The organism is Dyadobacter sp. CY261, assembly GCF_021440085.1.
GTDB lineage: Bacteria > Bacteroidota > Bacteroidia > Cytophagales > Spirosomataceae > Dyadobacter.
Map to the genome: position 1 here is coordinate 32,336 of NZ_JAKCPW010000003.1, position 23,222 is coordinate 55,557.

The 23,222-nt window shown below is 47.6% G+C and carries 18 protein-coding genes; 12 read left to right on the forward strand and 6 right to left on the reverse strand.

Annotation, left to right across the window (positions count from 1 at the left end; translation table 11 throughout):
* Nucleotides 1-11: 11 nt before the first annotated feature.
* The 6 genes from LZD49_RS10035 to LZD49_RS10060 all read left to right on the forward strand — a co-directional run bounded on the left by LZD49_RS10035 (nt 12) and on the right by LZD49_RS10060 (nt 5,680).
* The gene (locus LZD49_RS10035; RefSeq protein ID WP_234667220.1) at nt 12-509 is read left to right on the forward strand and encodes a hypothetical protein; all 498 of its coding nucleotides are present in this window, start codon (nt 12-14) and stop codon (nt 507-509) included.
* Nucleotides 510-531: 22 nt separating this feature from the next.
* Nucleotides 532-1,473 (forward strand): DUF6175 family protein, encoded by a 942-nt coding sequence (locus LZD49_RS10040; protein WP_234667221.1) that lies wholly within the window; start codon nt 532-534, stop codon nt 1,471-1,473.
* Nucleotides 1,474-1,499: 26 nt separating this feature from the next.
* Nucleotides 1,500-2,516, forward strand: coding sequence for a hypothetical protein (locus LZD49_RS10045; RefSeq protein WP_234667222.1), 1,017 nt, complete (start codon nt 1,500-1,502; stop codon nt 2,514-2,516).
* A 62-nt stretch (nt 2,517-2,578) separates the two neighbouring features.
* Nucleotides 2,579-2,902 carry a LytTR family DNA-binding domain-containing protein gene (locus tag LZD49_RS10050; protein ID WP_234667223.1) on the forward strand — a complete coding sequence of 108 codons (324 nt, stop codon included), beginning with the start codon at nt 2,579-2,581 and terminating at the stop codon, nt 2,900-2,902.
* Complete coding sequence (locus LZD49_RS10055; RefSeq protein ID WP_234667224.1) at nt 2,896-4,590, forward strand: caspase family protein; 1,695 nt, start codon at nt 2,896-2,898, stop codon at nt 4,588-4,590. The genes LZD49_RS10050 and LZD49_RS10055 overlap by 7 nt, the downstream gene beginning before the upstream one ends.
* 37 nt (nt 4,591-4,627) lie before the next feature.
* Nucleotides 4,628-5,680: a hypothetical protein gene (locus LZD49_RS10060; protein ID WP_234667225.1), complete on the forward strand. Its 1,053-nt coding sequence runs from the start codon at nt 4,628-4,630 to the stop codon at nt 5,678-5,680.
* Between the two features lie 116 nt (nt 5,681-5,796).
* Here the strand turns inward: LZD49_RS10060 and LZD49_RS10065 are convergent, their stop codons facing one another.
* On the reverse strand, nt 5,797-6,414 hold the full coding sequence (locus tag LZD49_RS10065) for a hypothetical protein (RefSeq protein ID WP_234667226.1): 618 nt from the start codon (nt 6,412-6,414) through the stop codon (nt 5,797-5,799).
* A 67-nt stretch (nt 6,415-6,481) separates the two neighbouring features.
* Complete coding sequence (locus tag LZD49_RS10070) at nt 6,482-7,183, reverse strand: isoprenylcysteine carboxylmethyltransferase family protein (RefSeq protein ID WP_234667227.1); 702 nt, start codon at nt 7,181-7,183, stop codon at nt 6,482-6,484.
* Nucleotides 7,184-7,671: 488 nt separating this feature from the next.
* On the opposite strand from LZD49_RS10070, the gene LZD49_RS10075 reads away from it, so the two are divergent.
* From LZD49_RS10075 to LZD49_RS10090, 4 genes are read left to right on the forward strand one after another with little or no spacing between them, the layout of a single operon-like run.
* Complete coding sequence (locus tag LZD49_RS10075; RefSeq protein ID WP_234667228.1) at nt 7,672-8,322, forward strand: hypothetical protein; 651 nt, start codon at nt 7,672-7,674, stop codon at nt 8,320-8,322.
* Nucleotides 8,319-9,386, forward strand: a complete 1,068-nt coding sequence (locus LZD49_RS10080; protein ID WP_234667229.1) for a hypothetical protein — start codon at nt 8,319-8,321, stop codon at nt 9,384-9,386. Before LZD49_RS10075 ends, LZD49_RS10080 begins: the two co-directional genes overlap by 4 nt.
* Nucleotides 9,387-9,388: 2 nt before the next feature.
* Complete coding sequence (locus tag LZD49_RS10085) at nt 9,389-11,770, forward strand: hypothetical protein (protein WP_234667230.1); 2,382 nt, start codon at nt 9,389-9,391, stop codon at nt 11,768-11,770.
* Nucleotides 11,767-14,490 carry a hypothetical protein gene (locus LZD49_RS10090; RefSeq protein ID WP_234667231.1) on the forward strand — a complete coding sequence of 908 codons (2,724 nt, stop codon included), beginning with the start codon at nt 11,767-11,769 and terminating at the stop codon, nt 14,488-14,490. Before LZD49_RS10085 ends, LZD49_RS10090 begins: the two co-directional genes overlap by 4 nt.
* Here the strand turns inward: LZD49_RS10090 and LZD49_RS10095 are convergent.
* The 4 genes from LZD49_RS10095 to LZD49_RS10110 all read right to left on the reverse strand — a co-directional run bounded on the left by LZD49_RS10095 (nt 14,414) and on the right by LZD49_RS10110 (nt 19,817).
* The gene (locus tag LZD49_RS10095; RefSeq protein WP_234667232.1) at nt 14,414-15,685 is read right to left on the reverse strand and encodes a hypothetical protein; all 1,272 of its coding nucleotides are present in this window, start codon (nt 15,683-15,685) and stop codon (nt 14,414-14,416) included. The genes LZD49_RS10090 and LZD49_RS10095 overlap by 77 nt on opposite strands.
* Nucleotides 15,686-15,695: 10 nt before the next feature.
* A complete protein-coding gene (locus LZD49_RS10100) occupies nt 15,696-18,431 on the reverse strand; it encodes a hypothetical protein (RefSeq protein WP_234667233.1) in 2,736 nt (911 codons plus the stop codon).
* 239 nt (nt 18,432-18,670) lie between these two features.
* Nucleotides 18,671-19,432 (reverse strand): MBL fold metallo-hydrolase, encoded by a 762-nt coding sequence (locus LZD49_RS10105; protein ID WP_234667234.1) that lies wholly within the window; start codon nt 19,430-19,432, stop codon nt 18,671-18,673.
* Nucleotides 19,433-19,439: 7 nt separating this feature from the next.
* Complete coding sequence (locus tag LZD49_RS10110) at nt 19,440-19,817, reverse strand: response regulator (protein WP_234667235.1); 378 nt, start codon at nt 19,815-19,817, stop codon at nt 19,440-19,442.
* 187 nt (nt 19,818-20,004) lie between these two features.
* On the opposite strand from LZD49_RS10110, the gene LZD49_RS10115 reads away from it, so the two are divergent.
* Both LZD49_RS10115 and pheT read left to right on the forward strand, forming a co-directional pair.
* Nucleotides 20,005-20,658, forward strand: coding sequence for a DUF1684 domain-containing protein (locus LZD49_RS10115; protein ID WP_234667236.1), 654 nt, complete (start codon nt 20,005-20,007; stop codon nt 20,656-20,658).
* Between the two features lie 131 nt (nt 20,659-20,789).
* On the forward strand, nt 20,790-23,219 hold the full coding sequence (pheT, locus tag LZD49_RS10120) for a phenylalanine--tRNA ligase subunit beta (protein ID WP_234667237.1): 2,430 nt from the start codon (nt 20,790-20,792) through the stop codon (nt 23,217-23,219).
* Nucleotides 23,220-23,222 lie beyond the last annotated feature (3 nt).

The window sequence follows — 23,222 nt, forward strand, 5'->3', positions numbered from 1 at the left end:
ACCCCTTTTTTGTGAAAAAGATAAACAGACTCCTCCTCCTGTTACTGACCTTTTTTTGTATCAACTGCGCGTCCGTCAAGTTCGACGACCGTGTCGACGGAAAATTTGAAGCTGTGGATATGAACAGCGTTTGCTTCCGCACGGGTATCCGCGACAGCGGTATCCAGTGCCTGAGGGTATCGGCCACCCACAGCTCACGCGAGAAGGCATTCGCACTGGCCAAGAAGTTCGCTGTCGGCGCTGTGCTGCTCAGGGGCGTTTCCGGCACGCAAAGCGCTGTAAAGGCACCATTGCTACCGCAGGCCGAGCAGCAAAAAAACACGCAATACATTGAAAATTTTTTCAACTCGGGCGAATACCTCAAATACCTCGACCAGGCCGAAATCGAGCCTAACGAGGTGTATAAAATCAAGGGCGGCTACCAGGTCGCAATCAATGCCAAAGTAGCATATGAGCGGCTCAATACGCGTCTGCTCGACGATGGCAAAAAGCAAAAACCAACCTTCTGAAAAATCTAAAATCTATTCCCCGATGAAAAAACTGATCTGCATCCTGTTGCTGACGCTCGGCATGACCCATCAATCGTATTCTCAGATGCAATCGCGCATGATGATCATTCCGGCCGACGATTTGCTCAAACGTCTGAACTGCCTTTCCGAAAAGACCGTTCTGGGGCGCACTATTTATGAACGCAATTATGAAAAGGCATATATCGAACTGATCGACCTGCGGTTTGTCACAGCCGCCATTGCCGACAAGATGAACAAAGCCGGATGGCCTCCGTTGGATGATTTCGAACTTTCGCTGAAAAATCGCCAGGACGAAGAAATTGATGAAGATTTGCGTGACCTTCAGACGGACGCGATCACTCGGGTGCTCAATAAGGTGCGTCCCGATGTGATCCTCGAACTTTCGTATGATTATCGTCCTGGAAAAGGGACCAACAGGCTCACGTTCGCCCTGGTGGCGAAGGACAGCTATACCTCGAAGATCATTGCCACCATCACCAATCCCGGCGAGCAAACCATCGAAACGGACGTTCCTACGCTCCTGTCCACACATGTGGAAAATGAGCTCAACAATTTTTCCGAAGCCTTGAAAAAGCACGCCGACGACGTAGTTGCCAACGGACGGACGATCAGCCTCCGGGTGAGCGTGGACGGAAAGGCAGAATTCGACCTGGAAGACGACTGCGCAGCTACGGGAGATCCCTACATCGATGTGATTATGGATATTGTTGAAGCCAAAAAGAAACCAGGCTCCCCTACTCCAAATCCCGGAAACTCCACGAGCGGTAAAGCTATGTCAATCAGCAACATCAAGATCGAATACATCGATCCCAAAAGAAACAGAGGGGTATCTGCACGGGACTGGGTACGGACCGTCGCTTCCGAATTGAAGAAAACCTGCAAATGTACTGTCAAGAATGTTTCGCAAGGAATTGGTGACGGACGGATGATTTTGTCCAACTAAGATTAAACCCAAAACCGCATATCAAAATGAAGCAATTCCTGATATCACTCTGCCTGACGATCCTCCTGGGCAGTATATCGTTACGCTCGGCCGCCCAGGACCAGGATGTTAAAATCCCCATTTCCGTGATCTCCTCCGATACGAGTAGTTTCGGAAGGCTGCTCCTTTCCCGCTTGCAGCAGGCGGTAAGCAAAACCGGCATGAGCGAGTACGATAGCTATAATTTCGTCATGTTTCCGCGGGTAAATGTCCTGAGCCACGAGGTCACCGCCTCGGCGCCTTCCCTGACGGTGGTAAACCTGGAAGTGACCCTGATCGTGGCCAACGGCTACATGAGCAAAAGTATCATTTTCAATACGGAGACCTTCTCGATCAAGGGTGTTGGCAAATCGTATGAAAAGGCCTTGCTCGAAGCGGCGCGAAGCCTCCGTTCCGACAACCCGAAACTTCAGGAGCTGATCGGCAACAGCCGGGCGACCATCACCCGGTATTTCGCGGCCAACTGTGAATCCATTATCGGCGAAGCCGAATTGATGAGCAAGCAAGCCCTGCTGGCCATCAACAAAAACGAGATTTCAGACAAGGCCGTTACCGCCGAAAACCAGTTCACGCGCGCCATTTACCTGCTCTACAATATCCGGAGTGCCAATTACGGCTGTTATAAGACCTCGATAGCGAAGATCAACCAGATACTTGCGAAATACGACGAGTTTTCATGCCGTCTGTACCTGGGACGGGCCAGGAACCACTGGGCCGCGCGGCAATTGAAAGAGACAATTTCCTACCTGAACAAAATCCCGCCCTCGGAGAGCTGCCGTACGGAAGTGGATGCCCTGCTGCGCCAAATCGATGGTTACCAGGAAAAGCTGACCGGCCAGGACTACAAACATGAGCTCGAACTCTTGCGGATGCGGGAGAAGGCGAGCAAGGATATGCTGGAAATTGTAGTGGAAGGCCAAAAGAAAGAAACCCAGGCCGTACGCGAAAGCCGCCGGCAGGAAACCGTCGTGAACCTGATGAGCGTCATGGCGACGCCGAGATAACAATACTGAACCGGCTGCCTGCTCCGGGCAGCCGGTTGAAAACCCGTAAACCAACTACAACCATGGAACCTTCTTCTCCATTGCTGGCCATTACCGCCCGCACGCACTTTCGGTTAATGGAAATCGTCTATTTCGAAAGTAGCAGGAACTACACATTCATTATTCTCACCAGTGGCCGGAAAGTATTGCTAACCAAAACGTTAGGCTGCATTGCACAGGACTTGCAGAACAAGTCGTTCATCCGGGTCAGCCGCTCACATTTGGTAAACCGCCATTACCTGGAAAGTATCGATAACAGCGACGATGCCTACTATGCAAAAATCAAGAATGGGTCCCAGTTGCTCATCAGCCGCCGCAGGTTGAAAACCGTTTTTGAACAATGCTAGGAACAATTCGCCTTATGAAATATGGTCCGTTGCTGGTGCTGCTGATGGCTACCTGCGTGCAAGCGCAAAACGATGGTATACGATGGAAGGTCCCCAACGAGGAAGAAAATCAGTACACTATATACACACGAAGGCCTTCTTACACCATTGAATTCGAAATTACCTGGACCAAACCGCGCACCTCATCCGAGCCCGCGCACATAAAGCTCGTCAGGAACGGGAAGCCTTATGATTCGGGTAGCAAGGAACTGGACGAGGTCGAATTGGCGGATATCCCGAAAGCCGCCACCAAATTCTCGAAAACGGTGAGCTTGCTCGAAGGTGAAAATGTATGGGAGGCGGAGGCACATATCGGCCCCGGCATCATCCTACGCAGCAAATCGGTCCGCATTATCAGAAAGGTTGGAAAGCCGGACCTGTACCTGTTGTGCGTCGGTGTTCCTTACAATTTGAAATATACCGAGCAGGATGCAAAGGCACTTGCTGCCGGGTTCAAAACCCAGCAGGGGCATTTGTTCGGAAAAGTGACTGGCAAGGTGCTCATATGCGCCGAAAACACAAGGCTTTCCAAACTAGGGCAAACGTTTTCAGACCTGAAACGCCAGCAGCTTACCGAGGATGATGTGCTGCTGATATTTATTTCCAGCCATGGGAAGGCGGGTAAAGTCGATGGATCGAGCGATTTCGGGGTAGTCTCCAATGATGCGGCATTTGGCGTCTCCGATCCCAAATATGTGTTGTTTTTTTACCAAAAAGACATCATCGCCAACATCGATAAGCTGCCCTGCAAGCGAATCGTGCTGCTAGATGCCTGCCATAGCGGAGGGGCGAATGGAAACAAAAGCTGGGTCGGGACGCTCGCAGGAGCGCAAACAGCAATTTCCCAAACACCATCCGGGATTGTCACCATCGCCAGCAGCAATGCCGACGAAGCCTCCTGGGAGCACGAAAAATGGAAGCACGGTGCGTTTACGTATGCCATCCTGGAAGGTCTTTTGGGAAATGCCGATAAGCCGGATGCGAAAGGGTACAGCGACTCGACCATTATGCTATCCGAGCTGGCGGATTATGTATCCAAACGGGTACCGACTCTGGTTCAGGATGCCTGGGAACAGCCTCAGCATCCCTACATTATGCAAGCGGCCGGCCAGGACTACCCTATTTTCAATTATCGGCAAAAAGGCAAAGAGGAAGACTTTCCGGCCGAAGCATGTAAAACGCCACTAACTCCGCTGCACAGTCAAAAACTGGCCATCCTCGGGATTTTGCCCGAGAAGTCGATCATGGACTGGTTCGCGGCTGAAAAGACGGCTAATGCCTTGAAAAAAGTCTTCCCAGACTACGATATCGCTCCTGGCGAGGCATCGCTGGTCAACAATGGCACTGCTATCGCCATTCTCGACGGCTATCCGCCCTCAGGCAAAAAAACGGATTATGGAACAGGTACCAATTTGCTGTGCATCGTCTCGCGCCAACCAACAAGCTATACCAAAATCAATGCAAAAACGTGGCAAGCGAAACTCAGCGCAAAATTCACATTCTTTTCACCCCAGACTAACAAGATCGTTTATGAGCACACGATGGAGGGTGAAGGCACAGCCGGTACCGAGCAAGGATCAGAAAAATCCGCTTTAAATCATGCTTTTCAGCAGCTTTCCAAAATCGATGCGAAACTGCTGCAAAGGTAGCCCGAACAACTAAATCAATCATCTAAAATACATCAAAATGAAAAATTTGATCAAGACAGTAGCAGCATTGTTCATTGCCGTGGCGTTCTGGCAATGCGAAGATTCAGTGACTCCCAAAGAGAGAGAGACCTCCGGTGAATGGAGCGTTGCGGAAGGGACCGGAGGAGGTAACAGGCAATCACCGAAAAACCGATATTACAATTTTAAGGTATCGGGCAACGGCACAGTGGTTACCATAAACCTTACCGCAACCGTAGACGCCGGATTTTACCTTTTCGATCACCTGGGCCAGCAGGTGGCATACAGCTACACGGGAAGAGACCAGAAAACAGAGATGGAGCTGAAAGAAGACGATTACACAGTAATGGTGTTTTCTGAACAACGGGATGCAATCGGCAGTTACACACTCAATGTAGATGGTACATCCACCGACCTGACCCGCATTTCCCACGAGAGACTGAAGATAGATAAGGTGAGTTTCGGCGCTGATGGCGGGGGTGGGAACCGCAAGACCTTCCGAAATCATTTCTATCAGTTTGAAACAACAGAAGACAACGCTATCGTGGACGTCAGCCTGGACATTTCAGGCAACGACGGCTTTGTGACGCTTTACAATCAGCTTGGCGAGGTAGCGGCCTACTCCTATACCGGAAGAAGCCAGTTTGTGGTCGAGAACCTACCGAAGGGCAAGCACACGATCCTTGTCGGTACCGATCAACGCGATGTGCTTAACAGTCTTTACGAATTGAATGTATTTGGAAAAGTACAGAATCTGGCGCGCGTTTCGTCCCAGGGGCTGACTTTGAAAGACAAATGGGATGGTGCGATGCAAAATTTTACCCTCAACGTAACGGAAGATAATTCGATCCTCGACGTAGCCCTGAAATCGCCGGATCACAATGGTTCCTTCACCGTTCATGATCCTGTCGGCAACCAGATCGCATATAGCTACTCCGGCCGCGACCAATTTACGGTTGACGCGGTAAACAAAGGCACTTACACCATTAAAACCTATCCTGACCAAGGCAGCATGAAGGGAAATTACAGCCTGATTGTGTACGGTCAGTTCAGCGACTTCAAACGACAATAGGAATTGCCAGCCGGAGAGCATACCAGCTGGCAAACCAAGGTCATAATGAATAAAGCAGAGGTAACCCTCATCACCTCTGCTTTATTACGTGTAACTATATACGCATCAATCTCAGCTCAGAGCAATATGTTGATCTGATAGCCCGGTCCGGAGCGTTCGATTTTGCGAAAAGCTGTGACCGTATCTTGCGTCGATGCGAAAAAAGACTCGATATGGTCTCCTTTGTAGCGGGCCACAATCTCGGCCTCGACGCCTTCCTTCTGAGCAAATTCATCGAAGGTGAACATTTCCAACCCCATTGAACGAAGCAGTCTGTAAAGCGGAGACTTAACGGTGGAAACCCAGCCCTGAAAGTTACTCATTGTCAGGTAGTCCATCGTTGCAAGCATAATCGCCTTGGTAACAATACCCGCCTTTGCGTCCTTGCTTTTGGCGAGGCGCCCGATCTCCACAGCACCGGCAAGGGGCAATACCTGCTCGAATTTCTGAACATTTGCGCCGAAAATGTACTCCGTCGGGAACAGCTTTCCAACAGGTTCCATAATGCTGGCCGTGCCCAGCAACTGATTCTCTTCATTACGAATCACTAGCAGGATGGTGTTAAAATCAAGTGGAAAAACCGACTTGAACTCGTCAAAATTGATCCCAAACTCGTCTTTATAGACCGTTTTGAGCAAATAGCGGGCGTCCCGTTGGTCCTCAACGGAAGTAGCCCGTGAAACTGTAATGTCCATGGCTAACAAATAATAAGTGGATGGATGCAGGAAGAACATCGCCGGGCAACGACTACCCGACAATAGGTCAAAGAACAAATGGAATCAACATATAAGTATCTTTTTGATACTGGCGGTACTCATCGCCAAAACAGGCCACCAATGCTATTTCCTCATGTAAAATCCGGTACCGGTAAGCAACACCTAACACGACCGCCGACAGCATTACGCCCCACCATGCCGAGAAATAGACGCCAATCCCAAGCCCGATCAGGTAAGCCCCTGTGTAGCTGCCATGACGGACATATTTGTAAATACCCGTTTTGATCAGCCTATGGTCGTCACGTATGTAGATGGTGTTGGCAAAAAACTCTCTCAACTCAATAATTGCCTCGACCCTGACGATCAGGCCCACTACCATAATCAGCAAGCCGAAAAAATTTGCAACCCCTCCGGAGAAGACATGAACTTCGTTGAGATACGCCCATTGGCTGATTTCTGCCGCCTGACTCAACCAAGTGGCCCAAAAAAGGTACTTCATCGACGACTTGTCAGACGGATTCTGCAACTGGTCGCTACTTGCCGCAGGCTGGGTCAAGAAAATCAGCGAACATACAATGAGCGGTGCGATCATCATTGGAGAAAGCAATAGCTCCCAATGAAAGATCAGTGGACATACATAGTACATGAGAAGCGCGACCAATGTACCAGGGAATTTTCCCGGCGCTTCGTGAACGGTGCTCTTAAAGAACTCGTAATAAGGATTTGTTAAGTTGAGGTTCTGTCTCATCGCTAAATAGATGTTTGTTTACATCAGCTTCGCATTTGAGATTATTTGTCACAGCACATTTAGCCATTTTTTTATTTGTGCAAAAGATTCGCTTCGCCCTGTGGCCGAAAGTGGTTGTATTCTGACCGAAATCTTCAATTTTTTCCCGTGCGTATGGGGATAAGAATCTATTAGCCGAACGCGAAAACCCTTGACTTTTTTTGGCTACTCCCCCAAAAATAGGGGTCACTTTTACAGTACGTTCTCTTTTCATTTGTCCAGGCGTCATAAAAAATAGCGGCAACGTAACTCCCCGTATCACTCAGATGAGCCATCCGAAACAATCCACGAGCAATTTGGTGAGAATGCCGTCGAAATTACCGGCGCACAGGAGTCAGATGATTCTTCCCTGGATGAATTCCGGGAAAATACCGGAGATGTCACCGACACTTCCGGAAGTGCTGCTTCGGATTACGATGAGCTAACTTATGACTTAAAACCCTAGCGGTATGATGGTAAAAAGACGTCGGGAGATCCTCAGATCCAGGGATATCCTGATTACCGGCCCAAATGAGAAGGCTGCCATAGACGTTTATAATTCGTTGCAGGCGCAGTTAGAACAATTACAGGATTACAGTTTCGATCCGGTGATGTACATGGAGCAACCACCGCAAACCCGGCGTGAGTACCGCACGATCCCCGGCCGTGGCGTTGCGGCCTGCCTGCATCAGAAGAATGGCGTCAAAGCTTGGCAAGTATCGCTTAACTACATCTGCATCGACCAGTTGACGGCGCTGACAAATCTTTTTTCGACGATGGTAGAAACCTCTGAAACTATCGTCCTCTTATGCCTGGATCAGGATTTTCTGAGTGATTCTTTTCATCCCTTTCGCCCTTTAAATGACGGGCCGGTATGCTTATATAATTTTGAACTACATCATTTCTGTGATCAAGTGTCTCGCCGGGCCCGGTTAATCCGCATTCTCTGCGGCAGCACTCTAAATGCAAAGCCGTTATTAGAAATCACGGCTACCTTCTCCGGTCGGATTATGCCACTTGTTCTGACTGGGCACGAAGAGCGCCTATCCCATAATTTTATTGGCTCATCAGGCCCTTTTATATTTAGTAAAGGGCTGGTTCTTAAAAACCTCCTGAAATGAAAAAGAAGATTGTCGAGTATTTTAGAAAGATTTTACGCATCCGATCTGGAAAGGCGCGCAAAGTTACATTCCTGATCATTGGTACGGTTGGCTGTGGAAAAACTGCCCTGATATATTTTATCTATGAGTATTTATTGAGAGAAATCCAGGATGCTCCTAAACCAATGCCATTTGACGAAGACAAAAAAAGTAAAGTTACAAATAACAATATTAAGGAGATAGAATTGCGGAATTTTGTCGCCGAGATACAAAAAGAAACGGACAAATCTGGCGATTTTCTTGGCACAGAGACCGGCTCTATAAGCTCTATCGTTCATCAAATGAATGGGGTTCTAATCCAGATATATAATATTTCGGGAGAAATTTTTAAAGACGTCGACACGAATAAAGAGTTAGTAGATGCACTATACGATCACTTGGAAAATAGCGTCGTTAGTGATACATATTGCTTGCTTTGCAAGTCATTTAAAAATGATGAGGATATCGCGCAGGAAGGGGTTGATTTCTTTTCGCTACATGCCTCATTAAAACGAGGTGCGAAGGCTAAGCAAATATTTGACAATATCAAGAATGGGATAAATACCTTGCGAATTGTAACGAAATTTGATGGTTATAGTGAATCAGGTAGGATAGTCAGGGAAACAAATCCGCAAAGAAATCACTCATTTCATCGTATTGCCAAAATTCTCTTCGCTTTAAACAAACTAAATGTCGTGAAAGAAAGACATGATCAGGAGTTTATAATACCTACGACAAGCGACCCGTTTCCAATATCTGTCGGTTACGAAAAAATAGAGCTAAACAAGTATTTCACCTGCACGGGCCTTTATAGTAGAATTAAACCGGATGAGGAAATATTTGAAATAGGTCAATTCCAGGGAAAGGAAAGAAATATTCTAAAAGAGCAATATAGAGGCAAGAATTTAACTAACCTAGGGATGTACGGAGTTGATGAAATAATAAACTTCTCAATCAAGAACAAAAGCTACTTTAAGAAACTGAGGCCAAAAACTAATTCCGATGCAATTTCATTGTCACATTATAAATTTATCCTTGGCTTGTGAAAATGATGGAATATTTTTATAGTAAGTTTAATAGAAACGATTGGTCATGGCGGGAGCCTTTGGCCAATGTGCCAACCGATATGCGGGAGCTGCTGATCAAATTGAACAACAGCCTTAAATCCAAAGAGTCGGCCACTAAACTTCTATACCTGCCATCTGAGACCGGCATTTTCTTGATTTTGGATAAAGGGAACACGGATTTTGATAAAAACAATCGTCTATTTAGTTTTAGACAATTTTTGTATTTTAAAAATGAATATATTTTAGGGGAAACCCGGTTAGGTAACTTATTTAATCAATTGCTTCCTGTAATTGATATAGCCAATCCGGAAGAAAAAAGAGAGTTTAAATCTCTCAAAAGAAACGTCAGATATTCAAAAATAGATACAAAGAAAATATTTGAAATAATTATTAGTAAATTAGTTTCAGGTGGGAAAATTTGTATAGTGAATGAGCGAATTCCAGCCAGCATGACCGATGACCTTTATAATTCCCTCACTTTCGCTACATTCCCTAATTTTGGAGAGCTTAGTATGGCTTTTGACTTGTTTCCGAAGGAAATATTATTGTCAATTCCATTTATGCTCAACTATGAGGACGATTATATTAACGACGAAAACCGATCCATTCAACTTATCTATTGTGGCTCTCAGCCATTAGTCCCTGAATCATATCGCTCGTTTAATAGAACAGTTATCAATTTCAATAACCTTCAAAAGGAAGGATATGAGGTAACTTTTCTGGGTGACTTTCATCTTGGTAGCACTAATTTCGGCGAACTCTTCGACTTGGCGGATGCCTTAAAAGGTGATCAGGGCGGTCTATTGTTCAGAGATACATTACTCAACTGCGATTCCACTTATGAAAAACTCACGTTAAAAGGCAAGATCGTCCGATTCGCAAATCTGGTTTATCTCTATCATCGAAAAGAGAAAACCTATACAGGTGATTTTGAACTTTTTTCGGCAATCAGTCATTCGTCTTATCCGGATAAAGTTACCCTGTTGACCCAGCACCTTTTTAGTATCGCACTGGATGAATTCATTGCCCGGGTTGACGAATATGATCAGATCTGTGTCGGGCATAAACTGCTGGATGAAGTCCCTTATATACTACGCAAACGCTTAGGCGAAGTGACACTTCCGGAACGGGATTTGCTGATCGCCCGCATACCGTCGCCTGAAAAGTCGGAAGTGATAAAGAGTGTCCTGATCAACGGCATTCAGGACTGGATAACCACCTGGGAAGATCTTATCACGCTATCCAACTGTGAGACATTAAGGCCCCTTATTCTCGCATTATCCAGGACCACTCATTTGAAAGCGTTCGCTGGACAAGTCAGCGACTTTTGGAAGAATTTCGCTGCTGACGATTTTCATGCAATCTCTATCAGCCATCTCCCTGCCATTCGGTATCTCTATGAACTGACTCCCAAGAACCCTATTTACCCTCACCTGCTGCTGGCTCGCTTTAGAGAGGACGGAGATGGAGGCTGGTTGGAAGCAGCTGATCAAGACGCAATTACGTTGCCCTTCAAGTTGCCATTGGAAAACGATGCCGGGTTTGCGGAAAGAATCGAGCTAATAGGGAAAATAGACCCAAAATACAGTACTCTTTCTCTGGTGAAAGAGTTGGGAAACCAATTACTGGCGTATTTACCTCAGACAAGTGTAGCCAGGAAATATACAAGATTCCTGCGTATTCTTCATCAGCATCCGGTGGCAAACCGGCCACCGGATGGCCCGGATAATGACGAGCCTCTCAGCGCAAGAGGGGTAAAACCGGTCGAAGTGGTTTCCGGAACCGATTCGACGGACGGCTCAGAGTACGCCGAGGAGGATTCGAATTCTTACCGACCTACGGAGCCGGTTGGCATCTATGCCTGGATGACCCGTTCGATTCCTGTACGGGTTTATCATATCTTCCTGGCGATATCCGTATCACTGTTTTTTGTTTTTATTTCCTGGCTGTGGATCAGTGGGACGAATACCACTTCCAGCCAGTCCATTCCACCGGCGGCCGTTCAACCGCAGAAGCCTACTCCGATAGATTCGGTAGCCCGTGCTATCGCGGAGGCTGAGAGCTTTCTGAACCGCATGTACTTTCAGGGAGATACAGCACTTAACCCGGCCAACTTTCAGGCAAGAGCAAATTTTAGAGGGATACAGTTTGCATTGGTAAAAAACAAAGCAAGGCCTTCCTCCCGCATTGAGGTAAAGAAGGTAGATTCCCTGCCGAACGATATATGGTGGAACCGATTCGTGAAGCTATATCGCGACTCAGTTGTCGTGATACAGGTGATTGCCGCAGATTCTGACCGAATAGAGACAGTCACCCGTCTGAAAATCGAAAATAAGACATCTAAAAAGCCAACATACAAATGAGAGCCTTTGGTTTTGACGATCATAATGTCCGTTATGATCGCTGGATGAACGGACCGACCATTCTTTGTCTGTTCATTTTCTTTGCCTGTACGTTTTACTACCTTGTCATTCGCCGACCTGAACCGTCGGTGGCGGGCGAAAAGTACTTCTTTTCAGGACGGAGCTCCACGGGGTCCGTGGGTTACGTCGAGCGGGTTAACCAATTTCTGCAAAAGTACCTGACCCCCTCGGTGGGTGATCTGGATCGGATGCGTGAAGTGCCAGGACTACCGGCGGATTATTTTCAGTTTGAAAACTCACATTTGGTATTTTATCTTCCACCGGACGGGGATGAGAGCAGCCTGCGCCTGGTTGGTTTCCGGCAGCTAAACAACCGGGAGGATTCGGTATTTTACTTTAATTCGCCTCTTCATGATCACCTGGTCCTGCAACAGCAGAATCTGGACCGGCGCGTTTTCAACATCGCCTTTGATGGAACCCGAATCGAAAGCATTACCATTGACGAGAAGATCATTTCGGTACCGCTCGTTGCAGACAGTCAATTCTGGCAAAACAAAATCCGGGCCAATACCGATTCGTTGTTCAAAGGCTTTCTTTTTATAAAACTGGCTAATACCTGGCTTCCACTTCCGCCGGCTACCGGTGATTACACACCAACTGACCAGGAATACGAGCCGGTCTCGTTTTATGAAACAGACCAGGCGCGGTTACTTGATAAAGTGTTGTTTGAGGGTAAGAAAGGATTCGAAATCCAGTTTTCGGATTCGAAGTCGATACACGTTACAGCAGTAAACGATACGCTTCATTTGATTGCGCCATCTGATGAACTAAAACTCGTCAATCGGGCAGGCATTACAACCTTGTCTATTCGCGAAAATGACGAACATAGTATTTCGCTCCGCCAATGTCCATTCGAACTGTTTGTCAGCAAAAGTGTTAACAATAGCTTGTTTTCGCTTGGCACAACGCTGGAAAACCCCTTCAATGACCTTTCCTTCATTGTGCACCGGACGAGCGGCCGATTACGGTATTCGGCCCAGGAACCGCTGGTTGATCAATTTGCATCGGTGGCCACCCGAAAAATAGCGGAGCTTGAAAACCTGTTCCATCCAATTCGATCGGCGGCTGAGCCCGACAATGCCGTTTCTTTGTCCTACAACCCTCCGCTGGCCTTGTATCTGGAAAAAGAATTGGATCAGTATATCCGGCATTCGTCCGAACTTCATTCGTTTCAAAGCGATACTGCTAAATCCATTCGAATGGGCATCTCCCTTTTAAATACGCGGAGCGCCGAGGTGCTGGCCATTCCCTGGTTCGACAGTGCTCTTTCAAATCAGTCCGCCCTAACCGGACAGGTGAATTACAATCTGGTCAATCACCCGATCGGCTCGTGCTTTAAGCCGTTATTGTATTTTTCTACGTACCTGAAATTTCCGCAACTTTCCAAGCTTTCGCTTACGCCTGAGATGGTAAGCAGTTTCGAAGATTTCAAGAAACAATCAGCGAAATCCGTCGATACGGTCCGATTGCTGGGTTATCCTACGAGACGTTTTAGCGGCCACTCGGAAGGGAATGGCGAGATGTTGCCAGTCGCCCTATCTAAATCATCCAACCTATTTCCGGTCATTACGTTTCTATATGCGCTGACTGGCAATCAGGGTAACGTTCGCACGGCTATATCACAGGCACAATTCCCGCCCAGACTCTACTCGGCTCCCCACACCCATACACCGGTTTGCAAGATCACGAATGGGGTGCTGAAAATACCGAAAATTAATGCGACCAACATCGATGAGCTATTCAAACAGGCGTTTTATGTCGAAGATGTTAACCTGATCCGAAGCAATCGTGATTTATTTGAATACAATTACTGGGCTACGTCCTATGTACAATCGGGCGCGACCAGGCCGCCACAAAAGTACAAGAACTACGCTTCCATTACGCCAGAACGGGTCTCACTGTACTTCGACGAATTTGACAGAAAGGGCGGTGACTTCCGCCAGGAAATCGTGCCCTGGCTCCTGGGAAGCCAGAACAACCGGTGGAATAATGTAAAGCTGTCCGAAGCCTTTTGTCGTTTGATAACCGGCCGCAATGTCAGGGGGTCGTTTCTAGCCGGAAACACGCCATCCTCCGCTATCAGCTTGCTCCAACCCGGATCGACTGTGTCGTCATCGGCCTCATTTCAGGAAGCACATAAGGAATTACTTGCGGCGCTTTGTTCGGATACCGACACGCAAATAAGGGGGACCTGGAAGGAAATTGCTACCCAAGTCCGTTCGTTCCGGGTCGAAGGCATCCCTACCTCATTTGTCATGCTGGCCAAAACCGGCACAGCCGATGATGAAACCATTATGGATCAAACTGGCCACCAGCGGCGGCAATCCACGAAAACCGTGCATCGCGGCTCTTTTGTGTTCTCCATTATGACCAAATCGCAATACGATCAGCTAAAAAGCTACATCGGAACAAACTACTCAGAAGCAGCGCTGCCCCGCACGTTGGGGCTTACCGGGGTAATATCGCTGGAAACAAGAGAAAATAAAGCTCCGTCAGACTCATTGTACTACTCGGTCTTTGCAAAAAACTTCCTGGCTGATCCCATGCGGTTGAAGCGGATTATTTTGCTCAATAAATCGCTGTTTACCGACTATAAAGCCGATAAACCAGAACTGCCAGCAGGGGAATCGCGTCGATCAGCAGTGCGGCCAGAAAGCTAAACCAGCGTATGGAGGGTTGCAGGGCAAGCCACTCTGGGTCCGCTTTTTTTGCGACCGCGAGAATAGGAGAAGTCGTGTTTTCCTTTAAAAGCGGTTGGAATAAATCATGTAAAAGCTGGAAAAAAGCTTCTGTTCGGGAACTGGCTTCGATCGACAGTTTTGCCTGGGCGAGAAGGATCAAACTATCCTGACGAAAATAGGGGTCCTGATTCACGAGTTGAATTAAGCGGTTTTTGCAGGCAGAAATAGTATTGATTTTTAGCTCATTGCCCGCAATACCGTTCTGGATCGAGTCGACGGCGACCTTAAGGCCGGTTATCGTCTTACGAGCTTCAACAAAGCGATCCTTTTCGGCCCCGGCCTGCGCGACCTCGCTGCTATGACCTGTATTGAGCTGGTTACGCTTTTTGATCAGGGCAGTCTGCTCCCGTTTGAGCCTTTGTAGAATCTCATTTCTGGCAGGACTATAATCCAGTCGCTGTTGATCTCGCAGTTCAGCGATTTCCTCGTCCATTTGCCTGATTTCCGATACTTTCGCCTGATAATCCACAATTCTTCCTGATTCCAGGGCAGAGACCAGGCCGTAACTTTTTTCTAATTCACCCACCTTGGAGCTGATCCTGCTGACCAAACGGGTATAAAGCGTAGGAATGGTGCTCCCATGAAAATCGGCTAGCTCTTCCCGTTGCTTTGCTTCGAACATATACATAAAGTTGAAGGGCATTAAGACCAAGAAGTCGAGCAGGATATACAGGAAGACAAACATCCGGATGCGTTCCTCTTTTTTGATGATGAGCAGCAGATAAAACATAAAAAGAATGAAGCCGACAGACATTACCATAGAAATAGGTGTCCAGCTCAGGCCGAACGCCTGCTCCGCACCCGTGATGGTCAGTAAACCCTTATTTAGAAAATAGAGAGCGATCAGCAAGAAGACACCTTCAATTACCCAGACGAACCACAACGCCCAGTCGCTCGTATCGAAGTCAAACTTCTCTTCCCAGAAGAACTGTTCTTGAACAGTCATCCAGGATGCATAGATCCAGCTAATGATGAGCAAAACCAGCAAGCCGTACATAAAAGGCTGGAACCAGTATTGAATAGCCGTCGCCAGCAGAAATATGGCGATGCAGTTCCGCAGAAACCAGTCGCCCAAAAACCAAAAAAAGTTTAATCGTTTGTCGTTGTTTTCCATTTTTGATTGACTAGTAAGTCGAGGGTGATGGCCTTTTATCCCGTCTGAAAATGACATAGCCCATAAAGCCGGCCAAGATGATGATGTCCATCCAATCGATGAATGAGTCTACGGCGAATCCGTTAACCACCCTGCCCGTAAAAAATAAGAGATTGAACAGGGATAAAAAAAGCCAGGTGGAATTGCCCAGCATCAGGAGCGCCGGCAGGAACCGGACCAATTGCGCCAGATTCAGCTCTTCCTGGTCCAGTCCATTGCCCGATCGGATTTCAAACCGACCACTCCATATCTGGTACCGGTTCAGCAGCAGCAGCAACCACGCGCCGGCCAAAACCAACAGGCCTGCTTTGCCGGCGTATTCCATGATGATGAGCGGATTCAGGTCGTTGATGATGACAGGATAAAGCCCCTGAGAGATGATGCGGTGAAAGGACTTCTCTACTTCGACCAGCCTGAACGTGGGCGAAGCCAAGCTTTCAACTGCCTGAAGATTCGCAATTTCGAGAAACTGTAAATCACTCAGGTATTGCTTGCCACCCGTTTCTAATAACCGGTCTTTCTGTATAACTGCCTGAACCCGACGACTGTAACGCTGGGTTGTTTCGAGCGAAGGAGAAGAAACCGCCTGGATCAGCCAGTAAAGGCCTATAAGGCATATGACGGGGACCAGAGGAATAGTATAACGCAAAAAACGGCCGCCCTCATTGTCAAATTTTCGTGAATAGGTTAAGATAATTACCTGACTGACCACAAAGGGGATTACCAGGCAATAATTGATCATAAAGCCGGTATCTGACCTGAAAAGAGGTAGTCCAACAAACAATACCGAAAGCAGGGCGACGAGAAGGGATTCGTGTAATTTTGGCTTAACACTTTTGTATATGAGCCGGTTAACTAAGAAAAACCCGTAATAAAGGAAACCAATCAAAGCGACATAGACCATCGTATAGGCTCTGGGAAGGGCCAGGCTGATCAACGCGAGTCCGCCGAAGAGCAGGATAAACTGGTAAGAGAAGCGCCAGCGTCCGTCTGGCTTTTTTGAAAACATACTCCGGTTAACGGCCCACATGCAGAGGTCGATCATCATCAACAATAGTGGCGCTAGCAGGATGACGACGGGAATCCGAAAATGCTTCTGAGTGAAAATAAAACGGAGCTTCCCGTCGTAGCTGGTCAACGTCGCCAGGTCTGGCCGCAGATCATAGGCCGCAAAATACGATTCGTAAAACCATCGTCCCAGATCGAACCAGACGAGGCTGCTGATCAGAGCCACGCAAATGAATAATCCCAGATTCAGAACTAATATTCTGACGATTGAACTCCGCCCGTCAAAAAGCGCGTTCGACCAGGAATTCTTTATCCAGAAATAACCAATAAAAGCCGGCGTCGTCAGGGCCATCAGGCATCCGATCGGATACAAATGAGGGAAGTAGGGATGGGTAAAGCAGAGTTTTGTACAAATGATCAGCTTACCACACATCAGGATATAGATGAGCAGTAAAACGGGTAAACGCAAATAGAAAAAAGCTCTGTCTACTCCGTTGGGTGAGGCAAAATAGGAAAAGTCGGTGTTGGCTGAATAGTGGTAGAGGTGGTTGGCATACCGTGAGCCGCTTTCGCGGGTGAGCATAAAAACCAGAATTCCTATTCCCAGGAAGCAAACTGTCAGGTACACGAACGGGCGACGCAGAGCAGCAGGATTCATTGCAATCAGCTGCCCATGCGCTTCAACTGCCGAATTCACAGGCGATACGATAGCTATGTCCTGATTTTTTCCCATGGCTAAGGATCGCAGCCCGACACTGCCGTTGGCTTGTCGTCCGACGTAAATCAGTGAGTCGAAACGACTTCCATTTTTAAGAAATAATGCGACGTTTCCGGGAAACAACTGACTGAACCGCTCGAAATAAAGCGTCCGGGAATCAGCCAGTGCGTTTTCCTGGGCAAGCGGGACGATTCTCGACCGGTTGGGTTCGGCGATTTGTTTCAGCTGAGAGTCGCTAGCTGCTATAACCAACGGCTGGGCGTAAAGCAGATCTATTGACTTCGAGACAGGATCGTACTTCAGTTGGGTATGCGAAGATCCCCATTCCGTCCGGATGGTGGGAACATTGATATTGCTATGATTTAGGAGCGGTTGCCGGGTGCTGAGAAAAGAACTACTGGAAACATCGATCAATTCCAGTTTCAGCGAATTGGTCTGAATACGCCCGCTTACCTGTGTCCGGAATACCTCGGCACCTCGGTGCAGCGACACGCCGGAGTCAAGTAAAATAACAAAGATACGCTCGTCCGATTTGTAGAAAAGCGACTTTGAACGTGGTGTATTTGTCAGTTCCGGTAAATCGCTGACGAAAAAATACGATTGTTCAAATCGGGACAGGACGGTTTGGATCTGGTCGAAAGACACCTGTTGGTCACCTGCCCGAATAATGTCATTGTCCTGTAATTCAACTCGGTTGATGTTCTGATTGTTTAATTTCAGGTAATAAGGCTGGCTCAACTTCCAGTGAAAATATCCGTCCTTACAGGAGAAAACAATGAGCTGATCGCCTAATTTTTTCGAAGGAAAAACGACATGCGCATTAGTGCCGATAGAAATGGAATCGGAAGCGTTGTGAAATCGTAATCCATTCAGTTTTAAGTAAAAATAGCGCTCATCCGGTTTCAAACTCCACCAGGTAATAAAGGTGATTGTCAGGATTGCCAGCAGGAACAGGCCGATGGTATACAGGTTCAGTTTCATCTGATAGATGGTTTTCGATGATACCTGTCAGTTTGATAACTCATTGAATTGATTACACGTTAAGGATTAACCTATCGTTAGGGCAGAACAGGAGTGAATATTGTCACTCATTGCTTATCTGCAAATCAATTCTAAGTCGTTGGCCTTTCATACCCCTATAATTGGGGGAGCTATCGGCATTTAGATCGGGGAAGTAAAGCTGTGCTGGCTTGTAGAAGTGGAGACGCGACGCCTATTGATCAAAGATCCAGCACCAGCCCGTCGTAGGCCAGATGCACATGCGGAGGTAATTCGCTCTCGACCGAGGCATGCAAGCCCAGTTTATGGCTGATATGCGTCAGGTAAGCCTGAGGCACATTGAGCTTGTCGATCAGATCGAGCGCTTGTGAAAGGGTGAAGTGAGAAAGATGCGGCTCTTTTTGCAGGGTATCAAGCACAAGAACCTGGGAGCCTTTTATTTTCTCTTGCTCCTGTTCTGAGATGTAATTCGCGTCGGTGATGTAGGTAAAATCGCCAATCCGGTAGCCGTAGACTGGCAGCTTGTGGTGCATTACTTCAATAGGAATGATTTTGACGCCTTCTATCTCAAATGGCTCGTTATTAATAGCGTGAAGCGAAAAATGCGGGACACCGGGGTATCGTTTTTCGGCAAACGCGTAAGCAAATTCTGTTTTGATCTGGTTCAAAACTTCCTGCCTTCCGTAAAGCGGGATGTCCATTTGTTGCCGGTGGTTGAATGCACGGATATCGTCCAGGCCGGCGGTGTGGTCTTTGTGTTGATGGGTAAAAATGGCCGCGTCAAGGTCCTTCACCTGCGCGCGCAGCATTTGCTGGCGGAAATCCGGGCCGGTATCAATGACAAACGATTTCCCGTGTACCTGAATCCACACGGAAGTCCGTAAACGCTTGTCATGCTGGTCATTAGAACGACAAACGACACAATCGCAGGCAATAACCGGTATTCCCTGCGATGTGCCGGTGCCAAGAAATGTAATCCTCATCAGGTCTTTATTCAGTCAGATGCGCCACTACTTCAACCAGCCGGTCGAAATTCAACGGCTTCATCAGCGCATCATCAAAACCCGCTTCTTTAAAGTCTTCATCTGAATAATTTTTGGCATTACCCGTGATGGCCACAATCGGTGTTTTAGCCTTTTTCTCATCGGGCAACTTGCGAATGCTTCTTGCACATTCCATTCCATCCATCACAGGCATATTGATGTCCAGAAGGACGATATCAAAATCCTCTTTTTCAAGCAGTTGAAGCACTTGCTCGCCGTTTTTCACGGAAGTGATTTCATAATGCTGAAATTCAAGAATCTTCCTGGCCAGGTTTTGAATTACTGAACTGTCTTCGGCAATGAGTACTCGTTTCGTGTATGACATACGATGGGGCAGGTATTGTGTTTAAAGTTTTTTCCCAGGTCAATTTAGATATATTTCAATCAACATCGCAAACTGGATGGATGCGAAGTTTCAAAATTATTCCAAAAAAGTAAATAAACCCTCTATACTTTTTCAAAGCGGGCGATCGGGTGTAAGTTTGCAGTCCGATTAGCCTATTTTCCTTCTTATGTTCAAAAACAAAGTGATCCGATACAGCACAATCGCAATGGTGATTGCGATTCTTGCCTACTTCATGATTGAAAACATGAGCGGTTCGGCCTCATCATCCGACGATGCCATCGCGGCCAATCCGGCAGCTTATAAGGCAAAGCTCCTGCAAGAACGTGCCGCCAAAGACGAGCAGTTCAAATCCGGCCAGGATTCGCCCATTAAGGATAAGGAGAGCTTTCATGGCCTGCATTATTTCGAACCCAACCTGGGTTTGCGCATTAAGGCCAATATTTCGCCTTACATGCAAGACGATAAGGAGGTAATCGTCAAATATACTGACGGCACAAGCGAGAAATATGAAAAATACGGTTATGCCAATTTTAACGTGGAAGGCCAGGGGCAAAAACTGTTGCTTTTGAAGAATGAAGGTACGATTTCGGTGCTTTTCCGCGATGCGACCAGTGGTAAACAGACCTACGGCGGAGGCCGTTACCTGGATTACCCCCTGGATCAGATCAAAAATAATACCATCGTGCTCGATTTCAATAAGGCGTATAACCCCTACTGTGCTTACCAGGAAAGCTTTGCCTGCCCGGTGCCGCCTGCCGAAAACACGCTGACGGTCGCTATCCACGCCGGCGAAGTAACCGAGGAGGCCACACACCAGTAGCACCGGCATCATAAAAAAAGGCACGCGGCACATAATGCCCGAATGCCGTTCAAACTAAATCATTAATTTTGCAAACAGGCTGGATTCTCCGATTCCCGGTGCCAGAAATTTTATTGTTATAAAGCATTCGCATGAAGATCTCTTATAAGTGGCTTAAAGATTTAATTGAAATTACTGAAACACCCGAGCAAATCGACAGCTTATTGACGGCTACCGGGCTGGAAGTCGAAGGTATTGAAGAGATCGAATCGATAAAAGGTGGTTTGCAAGGCGTGGTAATCGGTCAGGTATTGACATGTGAAAAACACCCTGAGGCTGATCGCCTGAGCCTGACCACCGTGGATGTGGGCGCAGTAGCACCACTTTCCATTGTTTGCGGCGCATCCAATGTGGCCGCGGGCCAGAAAGTTATTGTCGCGACCGTGGGCGCTACATTATATCCGGTCGGCAGTGACCAGCCGCTGGTTTTGAAAAAATCAAAGATCCGTGGTGCCCTTTCCGAAGGGATGATCTGCGCGGAGGATGAGCTTGGTGTAGGCACTTCGCATGAGGGCATTCTTGTACTTGATACTGAGCTACCCAATGGCACCCCTGCCGCGGAGTATTTCGGCATCTCTTCGGATTATCTGATTGAAATCGGTCTTACGCCCAACCGTGCGGATGCGGCTTCGCATTATGGCGTAGCACGCGATTTGAAAGCGGTTTTGAAACGTGAGATCACCCTGCCTTCCGTTGAAGATTTTAAAACAGACAACCAAACCCTGCCCATCCCGGTAGAGGTACGCAATACCCAGGCTTGCCCGCGCTACACGGGTCTGACGATTTCGGGCATTAAGGTGGCCGAATCACCCGAATGGCTCAAACAGCGCCTGCATACGATCGGCATCCGCGCGATCAATAACATCGTCGATATCACCAATTATATCTGTCACGAGCTTGGCCAGCCGATGCACGCATTCGATGCGGACAAGGTTTCGGGTAAAAAAGTGATTGTTACAACTATCGCGGAAGGCACACCTTTCGTTACCCTGGACGGTGTGGAGCGCAAAATCTCTGCCAATGACCTGATGATTTGCAGCGAGGGCACCGGTGGCAATCCCGAGCCTATGTGCATCGCCGGTGTCTTTGGCGGACTGACTTCCGGGGTTACTGAGACTACGACTTCCATTTTCCTGGAATCGGCCTACTTCTCGCCCGTGTGGGTACGCAGGACCGCGCAGCGTTTCTCGCTGAAAACCGACTCATCGTTCCGTTTCGAGCGTGGTACCGACCCGAATATGCCCCTTTTTGCATTGAAACGGGCCGCATTGCTTATTCAGCAAATCGCCGGTGGAAGCATTTCATCCGACATCATCGACATTTACCCTGAGCCGATCCAGGATTTCAAGGTAGATATGAAATACAAAAACATCGACCGGCTGATCGGCAAGTCGTTGGAAAAAGACCTGATTAAAGGCATTCTTGAAAGCCTGGATATCCGTGTTACCCAACAAACCGAAACCGGTTTTACGGCGATCGTGGCACCATACCGCGTAGACGTACAGCGCGAGGCCGACGTAATTGAGGAAATCCTTCGCATTTACGGTTTCGGACAAGTAGAGCTTTCGGACGCATTGAGCTCAGATTATCTTTCCGATTTTCCCATTAATGATCCTGAAAAGCTAAAACTGCGTGTTGCCGAATTGCTGGTAGGCAATGGCTTTAATGAAATGATCAATAATTCATTGACCAAACCTGAATATCAGGCCGCATTCGGAGAAAGTCTTGCGGGCAATCCGGTTAAAATCCTGAATTATCTCAGCGAGGACCTGTCTGTAATGCGCCAGACGCTGGTATTTTCAGGCCTTGAAGTGATCGCTTACAACAGCAACCGCCGTCAGAAGGATTTGAAACTTTTTGAATTTGGGAAAACATATCATGAAATCGACGGAAAATATGTCGAGAAAGAGCGCCTTTCCGTGTTCATTACCGGCAATATCCGGCAGGAAAGCTGGTTTGAAAAATCGCGTGAGGTGGTTTTCCATGATCTGGCCGCCTTTGTCAACCAGGTTCTTGCCTCTGTAAAAATCAAGGATGTGCAGAAACAGCAAGCTGACAACGCTATTTTCAAAAGCGGACTTACGCTGCTGGCCAATAAAAAGCCGGTTGTATCATTTGGTCTGCTCCAAGCGGGTGTTGCTAAAAAACTGGATATCAAAGCACCGGTTTACTACGCCGACTTCGATTGGGATTATCTGCTTCGCCAATATAGCGCAGCCGTTAAATATGTAGAAGTCCCCAAATTCCCCGAGGTTCGCCGCGACCTTTCGGTGGTGGTCAACAAAAATGTAACCTTCGAAGAGCTTCGCCAGGCGGCCTACAAAACTGAACGCAGCCTGCTGCGTGCGGTGAACGTGTTTGACGTCTACGAAGGAGCCAACCTGGAAGGTAAAAAATCGTATTCGATCAGCTTCATTTTGCAGGACGAGCAGCAGACGCTCACCGACAAAGTGATCGACAAGTCAATGCAACGCCTCATTGCCACTTATGAGAAAGAATTTGAAGCGGTGATCAGAAAGTAAACC

What these genes read in the sequence shown, in the direction of transcription:
- LZD49_RS10040 (WP_234667221.1), top strand. Translation starts at nt 532, where the DNA reads ATGAAAAAACTGATCTGCATCCTGTTGCTGACGCTCGGCATGACCCAT.
- LZD49_RS10045 (WP_234667222.1), top strand. Translation starts at nt 1,500, where the DNA reads ATGAAGCAATTCCTGATATCACTCTGCCTGACGATCCTCCTGGGCAGT.
- LZD49_RS10050 (WP_234667223.1), top strand. Translation starts at nt 2,579, where the DNA reads ATGGAACCTTCTTCTCCATTGCTGGCCATTACCGCCCGCACGCACTTT.
- LZD49_RS10055 (WP_234667224.1), top strand. Translation starts at nt 2,896, where the DNA reads ATGCTAGGAACAATTCGCCTTATGAAATATGGTCCGTTGCTGGTGCTG.
- LZD49_RS10060 (WP_234667225.1), top strand. Translation starts at nt 4,628, where the DNA reads ATGAAAAATTTGATCAAGACAGTAGCAGCATTGTTCATTGCCGTGGCG.
- LZD49_RS10065 (WP_234667226.1), bottom strand. Translation starts at nt 6,414, where the DNA reads ATGGACATTACAGTTTCACGGGCTACTTCCGTTGAGGACCAACGGGAC.
- LZD49_RS10070 (WP_234667227.1), bottom strand. Translation starts at nt 7,183, where the DNA reads ATGAGACAGAACCTCAACTTAACAAATCCTTATTACGAGTTCTTTAAG.
- LZD49_RS10075 (WP_234667228.1), top strand. Translation starts at nt 7,672, where the DNA reads ATGATGGTAAAAAGACGTCGGGAGATCCTCAGATCCAGGGATATCCTG.
- LZD49_RS10080 (WP_234667229.1), top strand. Translation starts at nt 8,319, where the DNA reads ATGAAAAAGAAGATTGTCGAGTATTTTAGAAAGATTTTACGCATCCGA.
- LZD49_RS10085 (WP_234667230.1), top strand. Translation starts at nt 9,389, where the DNA reads ATGATGGAATATTTTTATAGTAAGTTTAATAGAAACGATTGGTCATGG.
- LZD49_RS10090 (WP_234667231.1), top strand. Translation starts at nt 11,767, where the DNA reads ATGAGAGCCTTTGGTTTTGACGATCATAATGTCCGTTATGATCGCTGG.
- LZD49_RS10095 (WP_234667232.1), bottom strand. Translation starts at nt 15,685, where the DNA reads ATGGAAAACAACGACAAACGATTAAACTTTTTTTGGTTTTTGGGCGAC.
- LZD49_RS10100 (WP_234667233.1), bottom strand. Translation starts at nt 18,431, where the DNA reads ATGAAACTGAACCTGTATACCATCGGCCTGTTCCTGCTGGCAATCCTG.
- LZD49_RS10105 (WP_234667234.1), bottom strand. Translation starts at nt 19,432, where the DNA reads ATGAGGATTACATTTCTTGGCACCGGCACATCGCAGGGAATACCGGTT.
- LZD49_RS10110 (WP_234667235.1), bottom strand. Translation starts at nt 19,817, where the DNA reads ATGTCATACACGAAACGAGTACTCATTGCCGAAGACAGTTCAGTAATT.
- LZD49_RS10115 (WP_234667236.1), top strand. Translation starts at nt 20,005, where the DNA reads ATGTTCAAAAACAAAGTGATCCGATACAGCACAATCGCAATGGTGATT.
- pheT (WP_234667237.1), top strand. Translation starts at nt 20,790, where the DNA reads ATGAAGATCTCTTATAAGTGGCTTAAAGATTTAATTGAAATTACTGAA.